Origin of the sequence: Streptomyces sp. CG 926, assembly GCF_003148825.1 — a bacterium.
Taxonomy (GTDB): domain Bacteria; phylum Actinomycetota; class Actinomycetes; order Streptomycetales; family Streptomycetaceae; genus Streptomyces.
The window spans coordinates 507,629-528,604 of the sequence record NZ_QGGZ01000003.1 but is presented as its reverse complement, the minus strand read 5'-3'; the positions used below and the strand labels follow the sequence as shown (position 1 = coordinate 528,604).

At 68.9% G+C, this 20,976-nt stretch carries 20 protein-coding genes; 11 read left to right on the top strand and 9 right to left on the bottom strand.

All coding sequences use genetic code 11. The features are described from left to right. Positions 1-46 precede the first annotated feature (46 nt). From BCL76_RS11070 to trxA, 5 genes are all read left to right on the top strand, one after another. Positions 47-1,774 carry a protein kinase family protein gene (locus BCL76_RS11070; RefSeq protein WP_109779291.1) on the top strand — a complete coding sequence of 576 codons (1,728 nt, stop codon included), beginning with the start codon at positions 47-49 and terminating at the stop codon, positions 1,772-1,774. Positions 1,775-1,883: 109 nt separating this feature from the next. Then, positions 1,884-2,579, top strand: coding sequence for an RNA polymerase sigma factor SigM (gene sigM, locus BCL76_RS11065; RefSeq protein WP_109779290.1), 696 nt, complete (start codon positions 1,884-1,886; stop codon positions 2,577-2,579). Beyond that, on the top strand, positions 2,576-3,526 hold the full coding sequence (locus BCL76_RS11060; RefSeq protein WP_309136826.1) for an anti-sigma factor family protein: 951 nt from the start codon (positions 2,576-2,578) through the stop codon (positions 3,524-3,526). The genes sigM and BCL76_RS11060 overlap by 4 nt, the downstream gene beginning before the upstream one ends. Before the next feature lie 128 nt (positions 3,527-3,654). Continuing rightward, positions 3,655-4,614, top strand: a complete 960-nt coding sequence (gene trxB, locus BCL76_RS11055) for a thioredoxin-disulfide reductase (protein WP_109779288.1) — start codon at positions 3,655-3,657, stop codon at positions 4,612-4,614. Between the two features lie 59 nt (positions 4,615-4,673). After that, a complete protein-coding gene (trxA, locus tag BCL76_RS11050) occupies positions 4,674-5,015 on the top strand; it encodes a thioredoxin (RefSeq protein WP_109779287.1) in 342 nt (113 codons plus the stop codon). Between the two features lie 72 nt (positions 5,016-5,087). Here trxA and BCL76_RS11045 read toward each other — a convergent pair whose 3' ends face one another. The 9 genes from BCL76_RS11045 to rpmH form a co-directional block, all read right to left on the bottom strand. Continuing rightward, positions 5,088-5,705 (bottom strand): GNAT family N-acetyltransferase, encoded by a 618-nt coding sequence (locus BCL76_RS11045; RefSeq protein ID WP_030755373.1) that lies wholly within the window; start codon positions 5,703-5,705, stop codon positions 5,088-5,090. Positions 5,706-5,807: 102 nt separating this feature from the next. Next, positions 5,808-6,902 carry a ParB/RepB/Spo0J family partition protein gene (locus BCL76_RS11040; protein ID WP_109779286.1) on the bottom strand — a complete coding sequence of 365 codons (1,095 nt, stop codon included), beginning with the start codon at positions 6,900-6,902 and terminating at the stop codon, positions 5,808-5,810. Next, on the bottom strand, positions 6,899-7,987 hold the full coding sequence (locus BCL76_RS11035) for a ParA family protein (RefSeq protein ID WP_109779285.1): 1,089 nt from the start codon (positions 7,985-7,987) through the stop codon (positions 6,899-6,901). Before BCL76_RS11035 ends, BCL76_RS11040 begins: the two co-directional genes overlap by 4 nt. A gap of 276 nt (positions 7,988-8,263) precedes the next feature. Then, positions 8,264-8,980, bottom strand: coding sequence for a 16S rRNA (guanine(527)-N(7))-methyltransferase RsmG (rsmG, locus tag BCL76_RS11030; protein WP_030755365.1), 717 nt, complete (start codon positions 8,978-8,980; stop codon positions 8,264-8,266). 138 nt (positions 8,981-9,118) lie between these two features. Then, entirely contained in the window at positions 9,119-9,631 is a 513-nt protein-coding gene (locus BCL76_RS11025; protein ID WP_030755362.1) for a Jag family protein, read from the bottom strand. A 15-nt stretch (positions 9,632-9,646) separates the two neighbouring features. Then, entirely contained in the window at positions 9,647-10,750 is a 1,104-nt protein-coding gene (gene yidC / locus BCL76_RS11020) for a membrane protein insertase YidC (RefSeq protein WP_030755359.1), read from the bottom strand. Positions 10,751-10,753: 3 nt separating this feature from the next. Beyond that, the gene (gene yidD, locus BCL76_RS11015) at positions 10,754-11,035 is read right to left on the bottom strand and encodes a membrane protein insertion efficiency factor YidD (RefSeq protein ID WP_076043740.1); all 282 of its coding nucleotides are present in this window, start codon (positions 11,033-11,035) and stop codon (positions 10,754-10,756) included. Continuing rightward, on the bottom strand, positions 11,032-11,406 hold the full coding sequence (gene rnpA / locus BCL76_RS11010) for a ribonuclease P protein component (protein ID WP_078851074.1): 375 nt from the start codon (positions 11,404-11,406) through the stop codon (positions 11,032-11,034). Before rnpA ends, yidD begins: the two co-directional genes overlap by 4 nt. A 21-nt stretch (positions 11,407-11,427) precedes the next feature. Then, positions 11,428-11,565 carry a 50S ribosomal protein L34 gene (rpmH, locus tag BCL76_RS11005; protein ID WP_008741645.1) on the bottom strand — a complete coding sequence of 46 codons (138 nt, stop codon included), beginning with the start codon at positions 11,563-11,565 and terminating at the stop codon, positions 11,428-11,430. A 355-nt stretch (positions 11,566-11,920) separates the two neighbouring features. On the opposite strand from rpmH, the gene dnaA reads away from it, so the two are divergent. From dnaA to gyrB, 6 genes are all read left to right on the top strand, one after another. Further along, positions 11,921-13,714: a chromosomal replication initiator protein DnaA gene (dnaA, locus tag BCL76_RS11000; RefSeq protein ID WP_109779284.1), complete on the top strand. Its 1,794-nt coding sequence runs from the start codon at positions 11,921-11,923 to the stop codon at positions 13,712-13,714. A gap of 875 nt (positions 13,715-14,589) precedes the next feature. Next, positions 14,590-15,720, top strand: a complete 1,131-nt coding sequence (dnaN, locus tag BCL76_RS10990; RefSeq protein WP_109779283.1) for a DNA polymerase III subunit beta — start codon at positions 14,590-14,592, stop codon at positions 15,718-15,720. A gap of 295 nt (positions 15,721-16,015) precedes the next feature. Next, entirely contained in the window at positions 16,016-16,891 is an 876-nt protein-coding gene (gene gnd, locus BCL76_RS10985) for a phosphogluconate dehydrogenase (NAD(+)-dependent, decarboxylating) (protein WP_109779282.1), read from the top strand. An 88-nt stretch (positions 16,892-16,979) separates the two neighbouring features. After that, a complete protein-coding gene (gene recF, locus BCL76_RS10980; protein WP_109779281.1) occupies positions 16,980-18,116 on the top strand; it encodes a DNA replication/repair protein RecF in 1,137 nt (378 codons plus the stop codon). Then, positions 18,113-18,646 carry a DUF721 domain-containing protein gene (locus BCL76_RS10975; protein ID WP_109779280.1) on the top strand — a complete coding sequence of 178 codons (534 nt, stop codon included), beginning with the start codon at positions 18,113-18,115 and terminating at the stop codon, positions 18,644-18,646. Before recF ends, BCL76_RS10975 begins: the two co-directional genes overlap by 4 nt. Positions 18,647-18,928: 282 nt before the next feature. Next, on the top strand, positions 18,929-20,950 hold the full coding sequence (gyrB, locus tag BCL76_RS10970) for a DNA topoisomerase (ATP-hydrolyzing) subunit B (protein ID WP_109779474.1): 2,022 nt from the start codon (positions 18,929-18,931) through the stop codon (positions 20,948-20,950). Positions 20,951-20,976: the final 26 nt, after the last annotated feature.

Sequence of the window (20,976 nt, the reverse complement as noted above, 5' to 3'; positions counted from 1 at the left end):
GCAGACTGGCCGACAGCGCGCAACGAATGGGGAGGCGGGAACGACGGTGGCGGAACGTAGCACGGCTGCCGTCGACGTGGCCGACAACAGCGGCAATGAGCCGCTGACCGCTCAGGCGGCACAGGCCACGTCCGACGGGGTGGACACCCAGAACGGACGAGCCGCGGACGGACCCATGCCCGACAAGGACGGCGAACGCACCAACGCGGCCCCTGCGGCCGCTCCCGAACTGCACAGCGGACACAAGCTCGCCAGACGCTATCGGCTGGAAGAGTGCGTCACCCGTGTGGACGGATTCAGCAGTTGGCGCGCGATGGACGAGAAACTGCGCCGGGCCGTGGGTGTGCACCTGATGCCCGCCGACCACGCGCGCGCTCGCTCCGTCCTGGCCGCCGCACGGTCCTCCGCCCTGCTCGGCGACCCGCGGTTCGTCCAGGTCCTGGACGCCGTGGAGGAGAACGACCTCGTCTACGTCGTCCACGAGTGGCTGCCCGACGCCACCGAACTCACCGCTCTCCTCGCCGTCGGTCCTCTGGAGGCCCACGAGGCCTACCAGCTCGTCAGCCAGGTCTCCCAGGCGATGGCCGCCGCGCACCGTGAGGGTCTCGCCCATCTGCGGCTGACACCCAGCGCGATACTGCGCACCTCCACGGGCCAGTACCGCATCCGTGGCCTCGCCGTGAACGCCGCCCTGCGCGGCATCACCAGCGAGACCCCGCAGCGGGCCGACACCGAGGCCATCGGCGCCCTGCTGTACGCCGCCCTCACCCAACGCTGGCCGTACGAGAGCGACGCGTACGGCCTCACCGGCCTGCCCAAGGGCGTCGGCCTGATCGCTCCCGACCAGGTACGCGCCGGTGTGCACCGGGGCCTGGGCGAACTCGCCATGCGCGCACTCGCCAACGACGGGGCCACCGCCTCCCGTCAGGAGCCCGCCTGCACCACCCCCGACGAGCTGGCCAAGGCCGTGGCCGCGATGCCTCGCATCCGGCCGCCGGAGCCCGCCTTCACCGCCCCGCCGGAGTACCAACACACCACCTACCAGCAGGGGAACTACGGCCGTCCCACGCCTCCCGGTGTGAACACCGTGCAGAGCCGGCCCGTCGTGCCCCCGCCGCCCCCGCTGCAGAGCCGTACCGGCCGAGCGCTCAAGTGGGGCGTCGCCGCCCTGCTCATCGCCGCCCTCGGTCTGGGCAGCTGGCAGCTGGCCGACACCCTCCTGGACCACAACACCCAGAAGGGCAACAGCGGTACCAACAGCAACACCAACACGGGCACCGACGACAACCCGAAGCAGCCCGAACCCGGCAAGGAACTGAAGATCCGGGACGTCTCCGTGCTCGGGGGCTCGGTGAAGCCCGCCTTGGCTCCGAAGACCATCGATGGGGACCCCGGCCCCGGCTCCGCCTGGATCACCCCCGAGTACTACAACTACGCCAACTTCGGCCGTCTGGAGACGGAGAACGACGGCAGCGGGATCATCGTCGACCTGGGCGAGGTCCGGTACGTGTCCGGGCTCGACATCGACATGTATGTGCCGGGTCAGACGGTCGAGATCCTCGCCGCCGCCCCGGAGAGCGCCGCCCCTGGCTCCGTCTCCGCCTTCGCCCAGCGGATAACCGAGCTGAAGCGCACCGACAAGAAGATCGAGACCACGCTCGACACCCCGATCCGTGCCCGCTACGTGCTGATCCACATCACGGAGCTGCCCTCTTCCGGCGGCGGCTACCGGGGCGGGATCAACGAGATCAAGGTGCTCGGCTCGTCATCCTGAGCGCACTCCCGTCGGCCGCACGCGGCCCGCTCGCCGGGCGGGCCGCGTGATTCTTTACGCGGGCCGCCCGGCGCCCCTAGGCTCCACCCGGGGAGGAAGCAGGGGTGTGATGCGAGAAGGAAGCACGGAAGGCCGCAGCGACCAGGAGCTCCTGGCGCAGCACGTGGCCGGGGATCCCGAGGCCTTCGGTGAGCTCGTACGGCGACACCGCGACCGGCTGTGGGCCGTGGCGCTGCGGACCCTCGGGGATCGGGAGGAGGCCGCGGACGCCGTACAGGACGCCCTGGTCTCCGCCTACCGGGCCGCCCACACCTTCCGCGGGGATTCCGCCGTCACCACCTGGCTGCACCGGATCACCGTCAACGCCTGCCTGGACCGGGCCCGTAAGGCCGCATCACGCCGGACCTCGCCCTTGGACGACACGGAGCGCCTGGAGCGCCTTCTGGAGCCCCACGAGTCCGCGGAGGCCCCTGCGGAGCGCCAGGACCTCCATCGCCAGCTCCTGGCCGCTCTGAGCACCCTCCCGGCCGATCAGCGGGCCGCGCTGGTCCTCGTCGACATGCAGGGGTACCCCGTCGCCGAGGCCGCCCGGCTCCTCGACGTACCCACCGGCACCGTCAAGAGCCGGTGCGCGCGTGGCCGGGCGAAACTCGTGCCACTCCTCACTCATCTGCGCACGAATGCCGGGGATAACACCGCCATCGAGCGGGGAAGGAACCGGACGCCGGGCCCGCCCGTCCCACCAGCGGCAGAACCCAGGCATCCAGATCCAGACGCTGTGAAGGGCGGAGGTGGACGATCGTGACCCCGCCCACTGGCATGTCCGGCGCGACCGGCACGATCCGGCACCCGGACGTCTCGGAGATCTCCGACCTCACCGAAGGTCTCCTCTCCCCGTCCCGTACCGCCGAGATCCGGCGCCACCTCGACGACTGCGCCCTGTGCGCCGATGTCCGCGCCTCCCTGGAGGAGATCCGCTCCCTCCTCGGCACCCTCCCGGGCCCGGCCCGGATGCCCGCCGACATCGCCGGACGCATCGACGCGGCGCTGGCCGCCGAGGCCCTTCTCGACTCCACCCAGCCGCAGGTCCAGGACGTGCCGGCCGACCGGCCGCCCCGCACAGCCGACCGCGATGTTTCACGTGGAACGCCCCCAGCTACCGCTGGGAGGTACCCCCGGCCCGCCGGTCACCCGACCGGCCCAACCGGACCGGGGCGGCGACGCGCGCGTCGCCGGATCGGCGTCCTCACGGGTCTGGTCGCAGCCGCGGCGTGCGCCGTGGGCATCTTCCTGTTCGGCGACTTCTCGGGCACGACCACCCACGAAACCGCCACGAGCGGCCAGGCCTCCGACTCCGCCGCGCGCCCGCCCGCCGCGGCTTCGGGCGAGGACAAGTACACCGCTCAAGGACTGCAGGACAGCGTTCGGCAGCTCATCGCGGGCGGCCAGGGTGCCAAGAATGTTCCCGAGGAGCAGAACAACACCCTCGGTCTGGAGAACACGGCCCCCGCCTCGGGGGACAAGCGAGGAGCGACTTCCGTGCCCGCCTGCGTCCAGCAGGCCACCGGACGGCCCGACACACCTCTCGCCGCCGAACGCGGCAGCTACCAGGGCACACCCGTCTATCTCCTCGTCCTGCCGAACCCTGCCGACTCCGCCCGTGTGGACGCCTACCTCGTCGACACGGCATGCGAGCAGACCGGTTCGGACGACCCCGGAAAGGTCCTTCTGACGAACACCTACGCGCGGTAGCCGAGGCGTTCAGGGCTGTGGTGGGGCGGGCGGGGAATGCATGCGCCGTAGGATCCGTTGGGTGGGGTGAGAGTCCGCACCGGCCCCCGGTAGGCAGTACGCAGTCCGCAGAGACGAGGAAGAAACCCGTGAGCGACGTCCGAAACGTGATCATCATCGGCTCCGGGCCGGCCGGTTACACCGCCGCCCTGTACACCGCACGCGCTTCGCTCAAGCCGCTGGTCTTCGAAGGAGCGGTCACCGCGGGTGGCGCCCTGATGAACACCACCGAGGTGGAGAACTTCCCGGGCTTCCAGGACGGCATCATGGGCCCCGACCTCATGGACAACATGCGTGCCCAGGCCGAGCGCTTCGGCGCCGAGCTGATCGCGGACGACGTGGTGGCCGTAGACCTCAGCGGCGAGATCAAGACCGTCACCGACACCGCCGGCACGGTGCACCGCGCCAAGGCCGTCATCGTCACCACCGGTTCGCAGCACCGCAAGCTCGGTCTGCCGAACGAGGACGCCCTGTCCGGCCGCGGTGTCTCCTGGTGCGCCACCTGCGACGGGTTCTTCTTCAAGGACCACGACATCGCCGTCGTCGGCGGCGGCGACACGGCGATCGAGGAGGCCACCTTCCTCTCGCGCTTCGCCAAGTCCGTCACGATCGTCCACCGCCGCGACAGCCTGCGCGCCTCGAAGGCCATGCAGGACCGCGCCTTCGCCGACCCGAAGATCAAGTTCGCCTGGGACAGCGAGGTCGCGGAGATCCGCGGTGACCAGAAGCTCTCCGGCCTCACCCTGCGCAACACCAAGACCGGTGAGACCTCCGAGCTGCCCGTGACCGGCCTCTTCATCGCCGTCGGACACGACCCGCGCACCGAGCTCTTCAAGGGCCAGCTCGACCTCGACGAGGAGGGTTACCTCAAGGTCGAGGCCCCCTCCACCCGGACCAGCGCCACCGGCGTGTTCGGCGCCGGCGACGTCGTGGACCACACCTACCGTCAGGCCATCACCGCTGCGGGCACCGGCTGCTCCGCCGCCCTCGACGCCGAGCGTTTCCTCGCGGCGCTCGCGGACGCCGAGAAGGTCCACGCAGCGGTCTGACCGGTCTGACCCCCACTCCGCCCCACCCCACACCCCGCAGGAAGAAGAAGGAGGCCGCTGTGGCCGGCACCCTCAAGAACGTGACCGACGCTGACTTCGACGAGCAGGTTCTCGCCAGCGACAAGCCCGTACTGGTGGACTTCTGGGCCGCCTGGTGCGGACCGTGCCGCCAGATCGCGCCGTCCCTCGAAGCCATCGCCGCCGAGTACGGCGACCAGATCGAGATCGTCAAGCTCAACATCGACGAGAACCCGGGCACGGCCGCCAAGTACGGCGTCATGTCCATCCCGACGCTGAACGTCTACCAGGGCGGCGAGGTCGCCAAGACCATCGTCGGTGCGAAGCCGAAGGCCGCCATCCTGCGCGACCTCTCCGAGTTCGTCGAGGTCAAGACCGCCTGACGCGCTCGATGTTTCACGTGAAACGGGGCCGCCCCTCCATGGGGCGGCCCCGTTCCGCGTCTCGCGCTCACATCACAACGGCCGCAGCGCGGGCTCCTTGCGTGCCGCGCCCAGCAGCCGATCCAGCGCCAGCTCCACGTCTTCCTTCCAGGACAGTGTCGAGCGCAGCTCCAGCCGCAGCCGCGGATGCACCGGATGTGGCCGTACGGTCTTGAAGCCCACCGCCAGGAGATGGTCCGCGGGCAGCAGACACGCCGGCCCCTCCCAATGTGCTTCCCCGAACGCCTCGATCGCCCGGAAGCCACGCCGCAGCAGGTCCTTGGCCACCGTCTGGACCAGGACCCGCCCCAGCCCCTGCCCCTGATACCCCGGCATGATCCAGGCGGTGATCAGCTGCACGGCGTCGGGTGAGACCGGGCTGGTCGGAAAGGCGGTGGCCCGCGGTACGTACGCCGGCGGCGCGTAGAGGACGAAGCCCACGGGCACCTCGTCCACATAGACCACTCGGCCGCAGGAACCCCACTCCAGCAGAACGGCGGAGATCCACGCCTCTTTCTCCTGCGCCGGAGTACCCGCCTTCACGGCGGCCTCGCCGCTGACCGGGTCCAGTTCCCAGAAGACACAGGACCGGCAACGACGTGGCAGGTCCTGGAGGTTGTCCAGCGTGAGCGGTACCAGCCGACGACCCATGACCGCATGGTATCCACTGGTCCATCGTTCTTCGACAGCAAAGCGAAGGGGCGGATCGCAGAGGTTCACACCGCTGCGATCCGCCCCTCGGCGGCCCGGGGATCACTCCCCGGCAAGACCCTGATCCAGCACCCGACCCTCGCCCGGCGCCAGCGTCCCCAGAATCCGCTCCAGATCCTCCATCGAGGCGAACTCGACGGTGATCTTGCCCTTCTTCTGGCCCAGATCCACCTTCACCCGCGTCTCGAACCGGTCCGAGAGGCGCGTCGCCAACTCGTTGAGCGCCGGAGCCACCCGGGCACCCGCACGCGGCCCCTTCGGCTTCACCGCGCTCGACGGCTCCGAGGCCATCAGCGACACGATCTCCTCGACCGCACGCACCGACAGCCCTTCGGCCACGATCCGGTGCGCCAGCTTGTCCTGCGCCTCGGAGTCCTCCACCGAAAGCAGCGCACGCGCATGCCCGGCCGACAGCACACCCGCGGCGACCCGGCGCTGCACCGAAGGGGACAGCTTCAGCAGCCGCAGCGTGTTCGACACCTGAGGACGCGAGCGCCCGATCCGGTCGGCCAGCTGGTCGTGGGTGCACTTGAAGTCGGTCAGCAGCTGGTCGTAGGCCGCGGCTTCTTCCAGCGGGTTCAGCTGAGCCCGGTGGAGGTTCTCCAGCAACGCGTCCAGCAGCAGCTTCTCGTCGTCCGTCGCCCGGATGATCGCCGGAATGGCCTCCAGCCCGGCCTCGCGGCAGGCACGCCAGCGACGCTCACCCATGATCAGCTCATAGCGGCCGGGGGCCGACTGCCGCACCACCACCGGCTGGAGCAGGCCCACCTCCTGGATGGAGGTCACCAGCTCGGCGAGCGCGTCCTCGTCGAAGACCTCGCGCGGCTGGCGCGGGTTCGGCGTGATCGCGTCCATGGGGAGCTCGGCGAACATCGCCCCTGCCACCACATTGCTCTCGGCCTCGGGCTCGGGCTCCACATCGGGCACCGGGACCACCGCGAGCGATGTTTCACGTGAAACATCGGCCTGCACGAGCGCGGCGAGCTTCGCCGCAGCGGCCCCACGCTCCGAAGCCAGCGTCGGCACCGCCGACGGGGACGTCGACCCGGCGCTGATCACCGGCGGCGTCTTCTCCTGCGGAGCCGCGGGGATCAGTGAAGCGATCCCCCGACCGAGCCCCCTACGTCGATCACTCATTGGATCCCCTCCGCCACACTCTGCGTGCTGTTCGTGCCCGGGCCCAGATGGGCGTGCCGAGCCTCGTACTGAATGCCGACCCCCCGATACGCGATCTCTCGCGCTGCCTCCAGGTAGGAGAGGGAACCACTGGAACCCGGGTCGTACGTGAGCACCGTCTGCCCATAGCTCGGCGCCTCGGAAATGCGCACCGATCGGGGGATGCTCGTCCGCAGCACCTCCTTGCCGAAGTGGCTGCGCACCTCCTCCGCCACCTGCGAGGCCAACCGCGTCCTGCCGTCGTACATCGTCAGCAGGATGGTCGACACGTGGAGCGTCGGGTTGAGGTGGGCCCGCACCAGATCGACATTGCGCAGCAGCTGCCCCAGACCCTCCAGTGCGTAGTACTCGCACTGGATCGGGATCAGCACCTCCGCGCCGGCCACCAGTGCGTTCACCGTCAGCAGTCCGAGCGAGGGAGGGCAGTCGATCAGGATGTAGTCGAGGGGCTGGTCGTACGCCTGGATAGCCCGCTGCAGGCGGCTCTCCCGCGCCACGAGCGACACCAGCTCGATCTCCGCGCCCGCCAGGTCGATCGTGGCCGGAGCACAGAAGAGCCCCTCCACATCCACCACCGGCTGGACGACCTCCAGCAGGGGCCGACTGTCCACGAGCACGTCGTAGATGGACGGCACGTCGGCGTGGTGGTCGATGCCCAGCGCCGTGGATGCGTTGCCCTGCGGGTCGAGGTCGACCACCAGGACTCGTGCACCGTGCAGCGCGAGTGAGGCCGCCAGGTTCACGGTCGTCGTGGTCTTACCCACGCCGCCCTTCTGGTTGGCGACCACGATCACCCGGGTCTGATTCGGCCGGGGCAGCCTCTCACCGGCGCGCCCCATCGCCTCGACCGCCTGCTGGGCAGCTCGGCCGATGGGGGTGTCGTTGTCTACAAGAGGCGGAGGCGATGTTTCACGTGAAACATCCTCTCCCGCCGATTCAGAGCGGGGACCGGGGACCGGATCGGCCATCGGCCCCGCGAGGTTGGCGTCGGACCGCACGGTGTCACTCTCCTCGACATCAGGCTCGCGATGAACAGAGCCTCCCATGTCACCCGGGTCGCGAACCAGCGGGGCCCGTACTCCTGTGGATGAATCCACCGTTGTGGACAACTCTGTCCCCCTTGCGTCCTTGCGCTGGAGGGGGGAAGCAGCCGCACGACCGCGGCTGATGATTCCGTGCAGCAGAGAGCGACGTTTCACGTGAAACACGATGCCCGGAGGGAGTCTCCCGACCTCTACGACACTCCGAAATCCATACCTATAGGGCCCAACGCGGATGAAATCTCCCGCGTGGGCCCCGGTTCTCAGCGAATCAGCGGAAGATCACCGGCGTCGGCGGGTACGTCCCACCCGCGCCGCCTTAGCCCGCTTGGCCGCGAACCTCACCCCACCGGGGCTCTCACCGACCTCGACCCGCACGACCGTCGACAGAGGATCCACCAGACCCTCGCCCACCTGCAGCACCGAGGTCTTCACCACACCCAGCTTCGCCAGCGCCGTCTTCGCCGACACCAGTTCCTCGTCCGCGGTGTCGCCCTTCAGGGCCAGCATCTCGCCGTACGGCCGCAGCAGGGGCACGCCCCAGCCGGCCAGCCGGTCCAGCGGAGCCACCGCCCGCGCCGTCACCACATGCACCGGCTGCAGCTTGCCCAGGACCTCCTCGGCCCGCCCGCGCACCACCGTGACGTGGTCCAGGCCCAGCAGCTCCACGGCCTCCTGGAGGAAGGTCGTACGCCGCAGCAGCGGTTCGAGCAGCGTGATCTTGAGATCGCGGCGCACCAGGGCGAGCGGGATACCGGGCAGACCCGCACCGGAGCCCACGTCGCACACGGTGACGCCCTGAGGGACCACCTCCGACAGCACAGCGCAGTTCAGCAGGTGCCGCTCCCACAGGCGCGGCACCTCACGCGGCCCGATCAGGCCCCGCTTGACTCCTGCGTCCGCCAGCAGCTCCGCATACCGCACAGCTTCCGGGAAAAACTCACCGAACACCGCGCGCGCCTCTTCAGGCGCCGGGGGAAGCTCAGCTGCCTCCGTCACGGGGACCGTCCTTCCGTACCGCATGGTTCTGAAAAAACCACGTCTTCAAGATGAGGCGTCGTTCACCTGTCAGGCCAGGCTGACAAACATCGGCCCCGCCTGCGACACAGACGGGGCCGAAACAACTCGCGTCGACGATCAGGCCGGGAGCACAACGACGAAGCGCTGCGGCTCCTCGCCCTCGGACTCGCTCCGCAGACCCGCGGCCGCCACGGCGTCGTGGACGACCTTCCGCTCGAACGGGGTCATCGGAGCCAGCTTCAACGGCTCGCCGGACGCCTTCACGTCCGCCGCGGCCTGGGCGCCCAGGGCCGCCAGCTCCTCGCGCTTCTTCGCGCGGAAGCCGGCGATGTCCAGCATCAGCCGGCTGCGGTCGCCGGTCTCCCGGTGCACGGCGAGGCGGGTCAGCTCCTGCAGAGCCTCCAGGACCTCACCGTCGCGGCCCACGAGCTTCTGCAGATCGCGGCCGGCGGAGTCACTGACGATCGACACCGCGGCCCGGTCGGCCTCGACGTCCATGTCGATGTCGCCGTCCAGGTCGGCGATGTCCAGCAGACCCTCGAGGTAGTCGGCCGCGATCTCACCCTCCTGCTCGAGGCGGGTCAGGGTGTCGCCACTCTCAGCGGCGGCGGTGGTGGTGCCTTCCGTCACGGGAGGGACTCCTTCTTACTTCTTGGGAGCGGGCTTGCTGGGGGTCTGACGCTGCGACTTCGACTGACGCTTCGGCTGCTGCCGCTTCGCGGCACCGCCGCTCGCCGCATCCGAGTCTGCCGTGGCCTCGACACTCTTGATCACGGAGCCGTCCGCCTGGGCGGCCATGCCCTGCTTGCTGAGAGCGGCGATGAACTTGCGCTCGTTGTCGTTGCGGTCCGGGCCCTTGGCGACGATCGCCGAGACGACCCGCTTCTTGCCCCGGCCCTTGAGCTCACCGTGCGAGCTGATCTGCTTCAGCAGGCGGGTCAGGTACTGGTCCTGCGCCTTGCTGCCCGGCGTCGGGTTCTGGTTGATCACGTACATCTGCTGACCCATGGTCCAGACGTTCGTGGTCAGCCAGTAGACGAGAACACCGACGGGGAAGTTGATGCCCATGACCGCGAAGATCACGGGGAAGATGTACATCAGCATCTTCTGCTGCTGCATGAACGGCGTCTTGACCGAGAGGTCGACGTTCTTCTGCATCAGCTGACGCTGGGTGTAGAACTGCGACAGCGACATCATGATGATCATGACCGCGGTCACGATCCGGACGTCGGTGAGGGTGGCGCCGAGGGCGGCGACCTTCTCCGGGCTGTCCATGAACTTCGCGGCGATCGGCGCACCGAAGATCTTGGCGGCACGGGCGCTGTCGACCAGCTGCTGGTCCATCGCACCGACGGGCTTGCCATCGGCGATGTTCGACAGCGTGTGGTACAGCGCGAAGAAGAACGGGGACTGCGCCAGGATGGGCAGGCACGAGGAGAGCGGGTTGGTACCCGTCTCCTTGTACAGCTTCATCATCTCTTCGGACTGACGCTGCTTGTCGTTCTTGTAGCGCTCCTGGATCGCCTTCATCTTCGGCTGGAGCGCCTGCATACCCCGTGTCGCCTTGATCTGCTTCACGAAGAGCGGGATCAGACAGATACGGATCAAGATCACAAGGGACACGATGGACAGGCCCCAGGCCAACCCACTCGACTCACCGAAGATCGCCCCGTACAGCGAGTGGAACTGGACGATGATCCACGAGACGGGATAAGTGATAAAGCTGAACAGACTGGCAATCGTGTCCACTAATCAGGCTCCTTGAGCATTGCGAGATCTACGCAACGCACTGCGCAGCTGCTCGTGCCAACGCGGGCGTTTACGGGGTGGGACATGGTCCACGCCACCCGGGGACCACGGATTGCACCGCAGGATCCGCCAGGCGGTCAGGGCCGTCCCCTTCACCGCACCATGCCGGTCGATGGCCGTGTACCCGTAGTGCGAACACGAGGGGTAGTAGCGGCACACCGGCCCGAGCAGCGGACTGATCGTCCACTGGTACAGCTTGATCAAAGCGAGCAGCGGGTACTTCATCGAGCCACGCCTCCCAGGAGCCGCACCAGAGCGGCATCCAGGTCCCGGGCCAGCTCGTCGGGGCCGGCATCACCCGCTCCGGGCAACGCGCGTACCACCACCAGGCTACCGGCGGGCAGCTGGGACAGCCGCTCGCGGACCAGATGGCGCAGACGGCGCTTGACCCGGTTACGTACGACGGCGTTGCCGACAGCCTTGCTGACGACGAAACCCGCACGCGACGAGGGATCGATCTCCCCCGACTCGTGCGGGTCCGTTGCACCGCTTGTACGTAGATGGACGACGAGGAGCGGGCGACCAGCCCGACGACCTCGACGTACCGCGCTCGCGAAGTCCTCGCGCCGCCTCAGCCGATTCTCGGGAGACAGCACGACGTCACGACCTGCGTGTTGTTACGCGGAAAGGGCGGCGCGGCCCTTGCCACGACGGTTCGCGAGGATCGCGCGACCGGCACGGGTACGCATCCGCAGGCGGAAGCCGTGGGTCTTGGCACGACGGCGGTTGTTCGGCTGGAAGGTGCGCTTGCTCACTCGGGGGCTCCAGAGAATGAATCGTTGTGGCGGGACATCGCCTGGCTGTCACCGTGCGCCCACGAGGAATCTCGCGTGTTCGCCCGAGTGGCACCGCTAAATGATCACTATCAGTGACCTTCGCCCATCGGTAGGCAGGCGGCAGCAGCCATCGACAACTCGACCTCGTTACGGTACGCGCGGCTACGCCATCCGGTCAAACCGAGCCGGCGCGGCCTCACACTGTGCACAGGCTGTGGACAACGACTTGAACCGTACCCGCTGGCCTGACTACCGTTGCCTGACCCCGGATTTTTTGTCCCGACCGTCCCAAAGAACCACACATTCGTGGGACCCCTGTGAGAGAGCGTGCTCTGTGGCTGACGTACCTGCCGATCTTGCCGCAGTGTGGCCAAGGGTGCTCGAAAAGCTCCTCGGGGAGGGACAGCCGGGGATCGAGCCCAAGGACAAGCAGTGGGTCGAGCGGTGTCAGCCCCTGGCACTCGTCGCCGACACCGCACTGCTGGCCGTCCCCAACGAATGGGGCAAGCGCGTCCTCGAGGGCCGCCTCGCCCCGCTGATCAGTGACGCCCTCAGCCGTGAGTGCGGCCGCCCCATCCGGATCGCCATCACCGTGGACGACTCCGCCGGCGAGCCCGCGCCCCCCGCCCCGTCCGCCCAGCAGCAGGGTGGGTACGAGCCGTACGGCGGCCAGCGCCCCGGCGGCGGCCCCGGCGACGACCAGCTCCCCACCGCCCGCCCGGCCTATCCGGACTACCAGCAGCAGCGCCCCGAGCCCGGCGCCTGGCCCCGCGGCGGCCAACAGGACGACTACGGCTGGCAGCAGCCGCGCCTCGGCGGTTTCCCCGAGCGCGACCCGTACGCCTCCCCGCAGCCCGGCTACATGCAGCAGTCCGAGCCCTCCGGTTACGACCAGGGCTCCTACGAGCAGCAGAAGTACGAGCAGTCCCCGTACGAGCCCCAGCAGCAGCACCCGTCCCATCAATACGAGCAGCAGTCGTACGAACAGCAGAAGTACGAGCAGCAGAAGTACGAGCAGCCGGCGCCGCGACAGGCTCCCGGCCGGCCCTCGGCGCCGTCCCCGTCCGGCGGCTCCACCTCGGGTCCGCTGGAGCCGACCGCTCGGCTGAACCCCAAGTACCTCTTCGACACCTTCGTCATCGGCGCGTCCAACCGCTTCGCGCACGCCGCCGCGGTGGCCGTCGCCGAGGCGCCCGCGAAGGCCTACAACCCCCTTTTCGTCTACGGGGAGTCGGGCCTGGGCAAGACGCACCTGCTGCACGCCATCGGGCACTACGCGCGGAGCCTCTACCCCGGCACCCGGGTGCGGTACGTGAGCTCCGAGGAGTTCACCAACGAGTTCATCAACTCGATCCGCGACGGCAAGGGCGACGCGTTCCGCAAGCGCTACCGCGAGATGGACATCCTGCTCGTCGACGACATCCAGTTCCTCGCGAGCAAGGAGTCGACGCAGGAGGAGTTCTTCCACACCTTCAACACGCTCCACAACGCCAACAAGCAGATCGTGCTCTCCTCCGACCGGCCGCCCAAGCAGCTGGTCACCCTGGAGGACCGGCTCCGCAACCGCTTCGAGTGGGGCCTGATCACGGACGTCCAGCCGCCCGAGCTGGAGACCCGTATCGCGATCCTGCGCAAGAAGGCCGTCCAGGAGCAGCTCAACGCCCCGCCGGAGGTACTGGAGTTCATCGCCTCCCGCATCTCGCGCAACATCCGCGAGCTGGAGGGGGCGCTGATCCGGGTCACGGCCTTCGCGAGCCTGAACCGGCAGCCGGTCGACCTGGGCCTGACCGAGGACGTCCTGAAGAACCTGATCCCGGGCGGCGAGGACAGCGCCCCGGAGATCACGGCCTCCGACATCATGGCGGCCACCGCCGACTACTTCGGCCTGACCGTGGACGACCTGTGCGGCTCCTCGCGCAGCCGGGTCCTGGTCACCGCCCGGCAGATCGCCATGTACCTGTGCCGGGAGCTCACCGACCTCTCACTGCCCAAGATCGGGGCGCAGTTCGGCGGCCGCGACCACACGACCGTCATGCACGCGGACCGCAAGATCCGCGCGCTGATGGCCGAGCGCCGCTCCATCTACAACCAGGTCACCGAGCTCACCAACCGCATCAAGAACGCCTGAGCGCGGCCCCCGACACCCGGTTCGGGGCCGCTTCAGGGCCCCTTCAAACACATCCAGAGGGCGCTCCCGGTCCACAACGGGGGCGCCCTTCTTCGTTCGCGCGCCCCTGACCTGTTCGAATACGCCCCCGCAGGAGCAACTCATCCACAGATTGGGAGACTTTCTTCCGTCCACACCCTGGGGACGGGTCGCGTCGCCCACAATCTGTCCACAGGCGTGCGGGGTGAGCCTCCATCAGGGCAGGTCAGCCCCCTGTGGAATTGTGCACAAACGTCATCCACAGGCTGTGGACAAATTTTTCGTCCACAGCCCTGTCCACGGCGTTGTCCACCGTCGGCCCACAGGTTTCCACGTCCTGTGCACAGGATGCGCGGCCTTCTCCACACCCTTGTCCACTGTTCGGCAACACACCACCCCCTCTCACCGCCCGGAGTGAAAGCGGTCACACGGATGTAGACGTTTGGGTTGTGGAGTACCGGGGGAAAGCTGGGGACGCACCTGTGGAGTAATCGGGGTCACCTGGGGACAGCCTGTGCAGAACTTTTCGTTCTCCACAGAGACACGGGGTTGTCCACCGGTGCCACCCACAGGGTCGGTGGATAAAAAACTGGGGTTGACCTGCGAGAACGGGCTTATCCACCGTTTCCACAGGCCCTACTACTACCCCCATAGAGAGTTAGGCCGGTTTCGGTTTTCAAGCGGGTCCTGTGCACAACTCGTCGATCGCCCGCCCCGACGCCTCGTCCCCGACTTGACCGCCGGCCGCACCGAGTGTCGGCGCCGTACGTCAGACTGGTCCCCGGCATCGGTCGAGGCATCGACGAGCCGACGACGAAGGCCGGCAGACGAGCGAGCAACAGCAGGAGGCGGTTCCGGTGAAGATCCGGGTGGAGCGCGACGTACTCGCGGAGGCGGTGGCCTGGGCGGCCCGTAGCCTCCCGGCCCGGCCGCCGGTGCCCGTCCTCGCGGGCCTGCTGCTCAAGGCCGAGGAAGGCACCCTGAGCCTGTCCGGCTTCGACTACGAGGTCTCGGCCCGGGTCTCGGTCGAGGCGGACGTGGAGGAGGACGGCACCGTCCTGGTCTCCGGCCGGCTGCTCGCCGACATCTGCCGCGCCCTCCCCAACCGCCCGGTGGAGATTTCCACAGACGGTGTACGGGCGACCGTGGTCTGTGGCTCCTCGCGATTCACACTCCACACCCTGCCTGTGGAGGAGTACCCGGCACTGCCGCAGATGCCGACCGCGACCGGCACCGTGGCCGGCGAGGTCTTCGCCTCCGCCGCCAAGCAGGTGGCCACCGCCGCCGGCCGTGACGACACGCTGCCGGTGCTGACCGGTGTCCGCATCGAGATCGAGGGCGACCGCGTCACCCTGGCCTCCACCGACCGCTACCGCTTCGCGGTCCGCGAGTTCCTGTGGAAGCCGGAGAATCCGGAGGCGTCGGCCGTGGCCCTGGTGCCCGCCAAGACGCTCCAGGAGATCGCCAACTCGCTGACCAGCGGTGACACCGTCACCCTGGCGCTGTCCGGATCCGGTGCGGGCGAGGGCCTGATCGGTTTCGAGGGCGCGGGCCGCCGCACCACCACCCGGCTGCTCGAAGGCGACCTGCCCAAGTACCGGACGCTCTTCCCGACCGAGTTCAACTCCGTCGCCGTGATCGAGACCGCGCCGTTCGTCGAGGCCGTCAAGCGCGTGGCCCTGGTGGCCGAGCGCAACACCCCGGTCCGCCTCAGCTTCGAGCAGGGCGTGCTGATCCTGGAGGCCGGTTCCTCCGACGACGCACAGGCTGTGGAAAGGGTCGACGCCCAGCTGGACGGCGACGACATCTCGATCGCCTTCAACCCGACCTTCCTGCTGGACGGCCTGAGCGCGATCGCCTCCCCGGTGGCCCAGCTCAGCTTCACCACGTCGACGAAGCCGGCGCTCCTCAGCGGCCGCCCGGCGATCGACGCGGAGGCGGACGAGACCTACAAGTACCTGATCATGCCGGTGCGACTGTCCGGCTGACGCTCCACCTGTCGACGTCGGGCCCGGTCTCGCACGCAGCGGGACCGGGCCCGACGTCGTCCACAGGGTGGGGAGTGACCGGGGACGACCCACAAGCCCCGGAACCCCGGACGGCCGGACCGCCGGAAACGCGGAAAGCCGGAAAGCCGGACGGGCCGCCATGGAGCGCCCGCAGGGCCCGCCGCCACGGCCCGGCGTAGGCTCGGATCCGGTGGGCGACCCCCCTGCGCGTCCGGTGCGGACACGGCCGGGGAAGCCCCGGCAAAGACGGCCACAACGCTTAAGGAACCACCTGATGGAGCTTGGTCTCGTCGGTCTCGGCAAGATGGGCGGCAACATGCGCGAGCGCATCCGCCGCGCAGGCCACACCGTCATCGGATACGACCGCAACCCGGACCTCGCGGATGTCCACAGCCTGCAGGAACTTGTGGACAGCCTGCAGGCCCCCCGCGTCGTGTGGGTCATGGTCCCGGCCGGTGCGGCCACCCAGTCCACGGTCGACGAGCTCGCCGAGCTGCTGTCGCCCGGTGACGTCGTCGTCGACGGCGGGAACTCCCGCTGGACCGACGACGAGAAGCACGCCGAGGAGCTGAAGGCCAAGGGCATCGGCTTCGTCGACTGCGGTGTCTCCGGCGGCGTCTGGGGCCTGGAGAACGGCTACGCGCTCATGTACGGCGGCGCCGCCGAGGACGTGGCCCGGGTACAGCCGGTCTTCGACGCCCTCAAGCCCGAGGGCGAGTTCGGCGCCGTGCACGCCGGCAAGGTCGGCGCGGGCCACTTCGCGAAGATGGTCCACAACGGCATCGAGTACGCCATGATGCAGGCCTACGCCGAGGGCTGGGAGCTCCTGGAGAAGGTGGACTCGGTCACCGACGTCCGCGAGGTCTTCCGCTCCTGGCAGGAAGGCACCGTCATCCGCTCCTGGCTGCTGGACCTGGCCGTGAACGCCCTCGACGAGGACGAGCACCTGGAGCAGCTGCGCGGCTTCGCCCAGGACTCCGGCGAGGGACGCTGGACGGTGGAGGCGGCGATCGACAACGCCGTACCGCTGCCCGCGATCACCGCGTCGCTGTTCGCCCGCTTCGCCTCGCGGCAGGACGACTCCCCGCAGATGAAGATGATCGCCGCCCTGCGCAACCAGTTCGGCGGCCACGCGGTCGAGAAGAAGTAGCACGTCGCAGCCCGGGGCCGAGCGGCCCCGGGGTACAGCAGCACAGCACCACAGTGAGTAGTGGGAAGCCGGGGGAGGTCGGCGCCGAATGCACGTTTCGCATCTCTCATTGGCCGACTTCCGCTCGTACGCCCGGGCCGAGGTTCCCCTCGACCCGGGCGTCACCGCGTTCGTGGGCCCCAACGGCCAGGGGAAGACCAACCTCGTCGAGGCGATCGGCTACCTCGCGACCCTCGGCAGCCACCGGGTCTCCTCGGACGCCCCGCTCGTGCGGATGGGCGCGGACCGCGCGATCATCCGGGCCGCCGTCACCCAGGGCGAGCGGCAGCAGCTGGTGGAACTGGAACTCAATCCCGGCCGGGCGAACCGGGCCCGGATCAACCGTTCCTCGCAGGTCAGGCCGCGGGACGTGCTGGGGATCATACGGACGGTGCTCTTCGCCCCCGAGGACCTGGCCCTGGTCAAGGGCGACCCGGGCGAGCGGCGCCGGTTCCTGGACGAACTCGTCACGGCGCGCTCGCCGCGGATGGCCGCCGTCCGCTCCGACTACGAGCGGGTGCTCAAGCAGCGCAACACCCTCCTGAAGTCGGCGGCGATGGCCCGCCGGCACGGCGGCCGCTCCATGGACCTGTCCACCCTCGACGTGTGGGACCAGCACCTCGCGCGCGTGGGCGCGGAGCTGCTCGCCCAGCGGCTGGACCTGATCGCGACCCTGCTGCCGCTGGCGGACAAGGCCTACGAACAGCTCGCGCCCGGCGGCGGCCCGCTGGGCCTGGCGTACAAGTCCTCGGTCGGCGAGCCGGTGGACAGCGGTGCGGCGCGCACCCGCGAGGCCCTCTACGAGGTGCTGCTGGCCGCGCTGGCCGAGGTGCGCAAGCAGGAGATCGAGCGCGGTGTGACCCTGGTGGGCCCGCACCGGGACGACCTGGTGCTGCGGCTCGGGGAGCTGCCGGCGAAGGGGTACGCGAGTCACGGGGAGTCGTGGTCGTACGCGCTGGCGCTGCGGCTGGCCTCCTACGAGCTGCTGCGCTCGGAGGGCAGCGAGCCCGTGCTGATCCTGGACGACGTGTTCGCGGAGCTGGACACCCGGCGTCGGGAGCGGCTGGCCGAGCTGGTGGCCCCCGGTGAGCAGGTCCTGGTGACGGCGGCGGTGGACGACGACGTCCCGGGGGTGCTGGTCGGAACGCGGTTCGGGGTGTCCGGCGGTGAGGTGACCCGGCTGTGAACGAACAGGCGAAGGACCCGCAGGAGGGTCGCAGGACCCCGGAGGTCTCCGGGGTGGACCTCGCGCGCCAGGCCCTCGCGGCGGCGCGCGAGCAGGCGCGGGCCCGGGGCAACGCGGTCGGCGGGAAGAAGCGGCAGCAGCCCGGGCTGCGCTCGGGAGCCCGGGCGGACGGCCGGGACCCGATGCCTTTGATGGCCGCGCTGGACCGGCTGCGCACCGAACGCGGCTGGGAGATGCCGATGGCGGTGGCGGGCGTGATGGAGCGCTGGCCGGAGATCGTCGGCCCGGAGATCGCGGCCCACTGTGAACCGGAACGGTACGAGGACCGTGAGCTTGTCGTGCGGTGCGATTCCTCGGCGTGGGCGGCGCAGCTGAAGCTGCTGGCTCCGCAGCTGGTCGCGCGGCTGAACGCGGATCTGGGGCAGGGCACCGTACGCCTGATCAAGGTCCAGGGGCCCGGCGGACGGCCGAAGGGCTACGGGCCGTGGCGGGCGCCGGGCAGCAAGGGCCCGGGCGACACCTACGGGTGAGTAGGTGGTCCGGCGGGTGGCGTCCCTCACGGTAGCCGGAGGTTGACAGGCCGAAGCGCTGGATGCCCGTGTGAGCCTCTTTGAGCCCCTCCCCGGATGTGGGGAGTCGGAGAGTGGAGGTTCAGGGCGGCACATGCGGACTCAGGTACCGGCAAACCCCCATTCATGTCCGTGGTACCGGTAGACTGGAGCAAATCCCGCCTGTTCGCGGGATCACGCAGACAACGCAGATCGACGCGGCCGCTCCGCCGGCGCACTTGCCGGCCCGGAGTACGGGCTGCGCTGTGCCAGAAAGGGCGCTTCGTGGCCGATTCCGGCGACTCCAACGAGAAGAATTACGACGCCAGTGCGATCCAGGTCCTCGAGGGCCTGGACGCGGTCCGCAAGCGGCCGGGTATGTACATCGGCTCGACGGGTGAGCGTGGTCTGCACCACCTCGTCTATGAGGTCGTCGACAACTCGGTCGACGAGGCGCTGGCCGGGCACGCGGACACCATCGACGTGACGATCCTCGCCGACGGCGGGGTGCGCGTGATCGACAACGGTCGCGGTATCCCGGTCGGCATCGTCCCGTCCGAGGGCAAGCCGGCCGTCGAGGTCGTCCTGACCGTCCTGCACGCGGGCGGCAAGTTCGGCGGCGGCGGCTACGCCGTCTCCGGTGGTCTGCACGGTGTCGGTGTGTCCGTCGTGAACGCCCTGTCGACGAAGGTCGCGGTCGAGGTCAAGACGGACGGCCACCGCTGGACCCAGGACTACAAGCTGGGCGTGCCGACGGCCCCGCTGGCACAGAACGAGGAGACAGCGGAGACCGGCACCTCGGTCACCTTCTGGGCCGACGGCGACATCTTCGAGACGACCGAGTACTCCTTCGAGACGCTGTCGCGGCGCTTCCAGGAGATGGCCTTCCTCAACAAGGGCCTCACCTTGTCGCTGACCGACGAGCGGGAGTCCGCGAAGGCGACCGCGGGCGCCGACGACCCGGACGCGGACACGGCCGAGCCCCAGGCGCGCACGGTGAAGTACTACTACGAGGGCGGCATCGTCGACTTCGTGAAGTACCTCAACTCGCGCAAGGGTGAGCTCATCCACCCGACCGTCATCGACGTCGAGGCCGAGGACAAGGAGCGCATGCTCTCGGTCGAGATCGCGATGCAGTGGAACTCGCAGTACACGGAGGGGGTCTACTCCTTCGCGAACACGATCCACACGCACGAGGGCGGTACGCACGAGGAGGGCTTCCGCGCGGCTCTGACGGGTCTGGTGAACCGTTACGCGCGTGACAAGAAGCTGCTGCGTGAGAAGGACGACAACCTCGCCGGCGAGGACATCCGCGAGGGTCTGACGGCGATCATCTCGGTCAAGCTGGGCGAGCCCCAGTTCGAGGGTCAGACGAAGACCAAGCTGGGCAACACGGAGGCCAAGACCTTCGTGCAGAAGGTCGTCCACGAGCACCTCAACGACTGGTTCGACCGCAACCCGGTCGAGGCCGCGGACATCATCCGCAAGTCGATCCAGGCGGCCACGGCGCGCGTCGCGGCCCGTAAGGCCCGTGACCTCACCCGTCGCAAGGGTCTGCTGGAGAGCGCCTCGCTGCCGGGCAAGCTGTCCGACTGCCAGTCCAACGACCCGACCAAGTGCGAGATCTTCATCGTCGAGGGTGACTCGGCCGGTGGCTCCGCGAAGTCCGGCCGTAACCCGATGTACCAGGCCATCCTGCCGATCCGCGGCAAGATCCTGAACGTCGAGAAGGCGCGGATCGACAAGATCCTCCAGAACACCGAGGTCCAGGCGCTGATCAGCGCCTTCGGTACCGGTGTGCACGAGGACTTCGACATCGAGAAGCTCCGCTATCACAAGATCATCCTGATGGCGGACGCCGACGTCGACGGCCAGCACATCAACACCCTGCTGCTGACCTTCCTCTTCCGCTTCATGCGGCCGCTGGTCGAGGCCGGGCACGTGTACCTGTCGCGCCCGCCGCTCTACAAGATCAAGTGGGGCCGGGACGACTTCGAGTACGCGTACTCGGACCGCGAGCGGGACGCGCTGGTGGAGCTCGGCAAGCAGAACGGCAAGCGGATCAAGGAAGACTCGATCCAGCGCTTCAAGGGTCTGGGCGAGATGAACGCCGAGGAACTGCGCGTCACCACCATGGACGTGGACCACCGTGTCCTCGGCCAGGTCACGTTGGACGACGCGGCGCAGGCCGACGACCTGTTCTCGGTGCTGATGGGTGAGGACGTCGAGGCGCGGCGCTCCTTCATCCAGCGCAACGCCAAGGACGTCCGCTTCCTCGACATCTGAGTCGGCTCCGCTGACCGCCGCCTGAA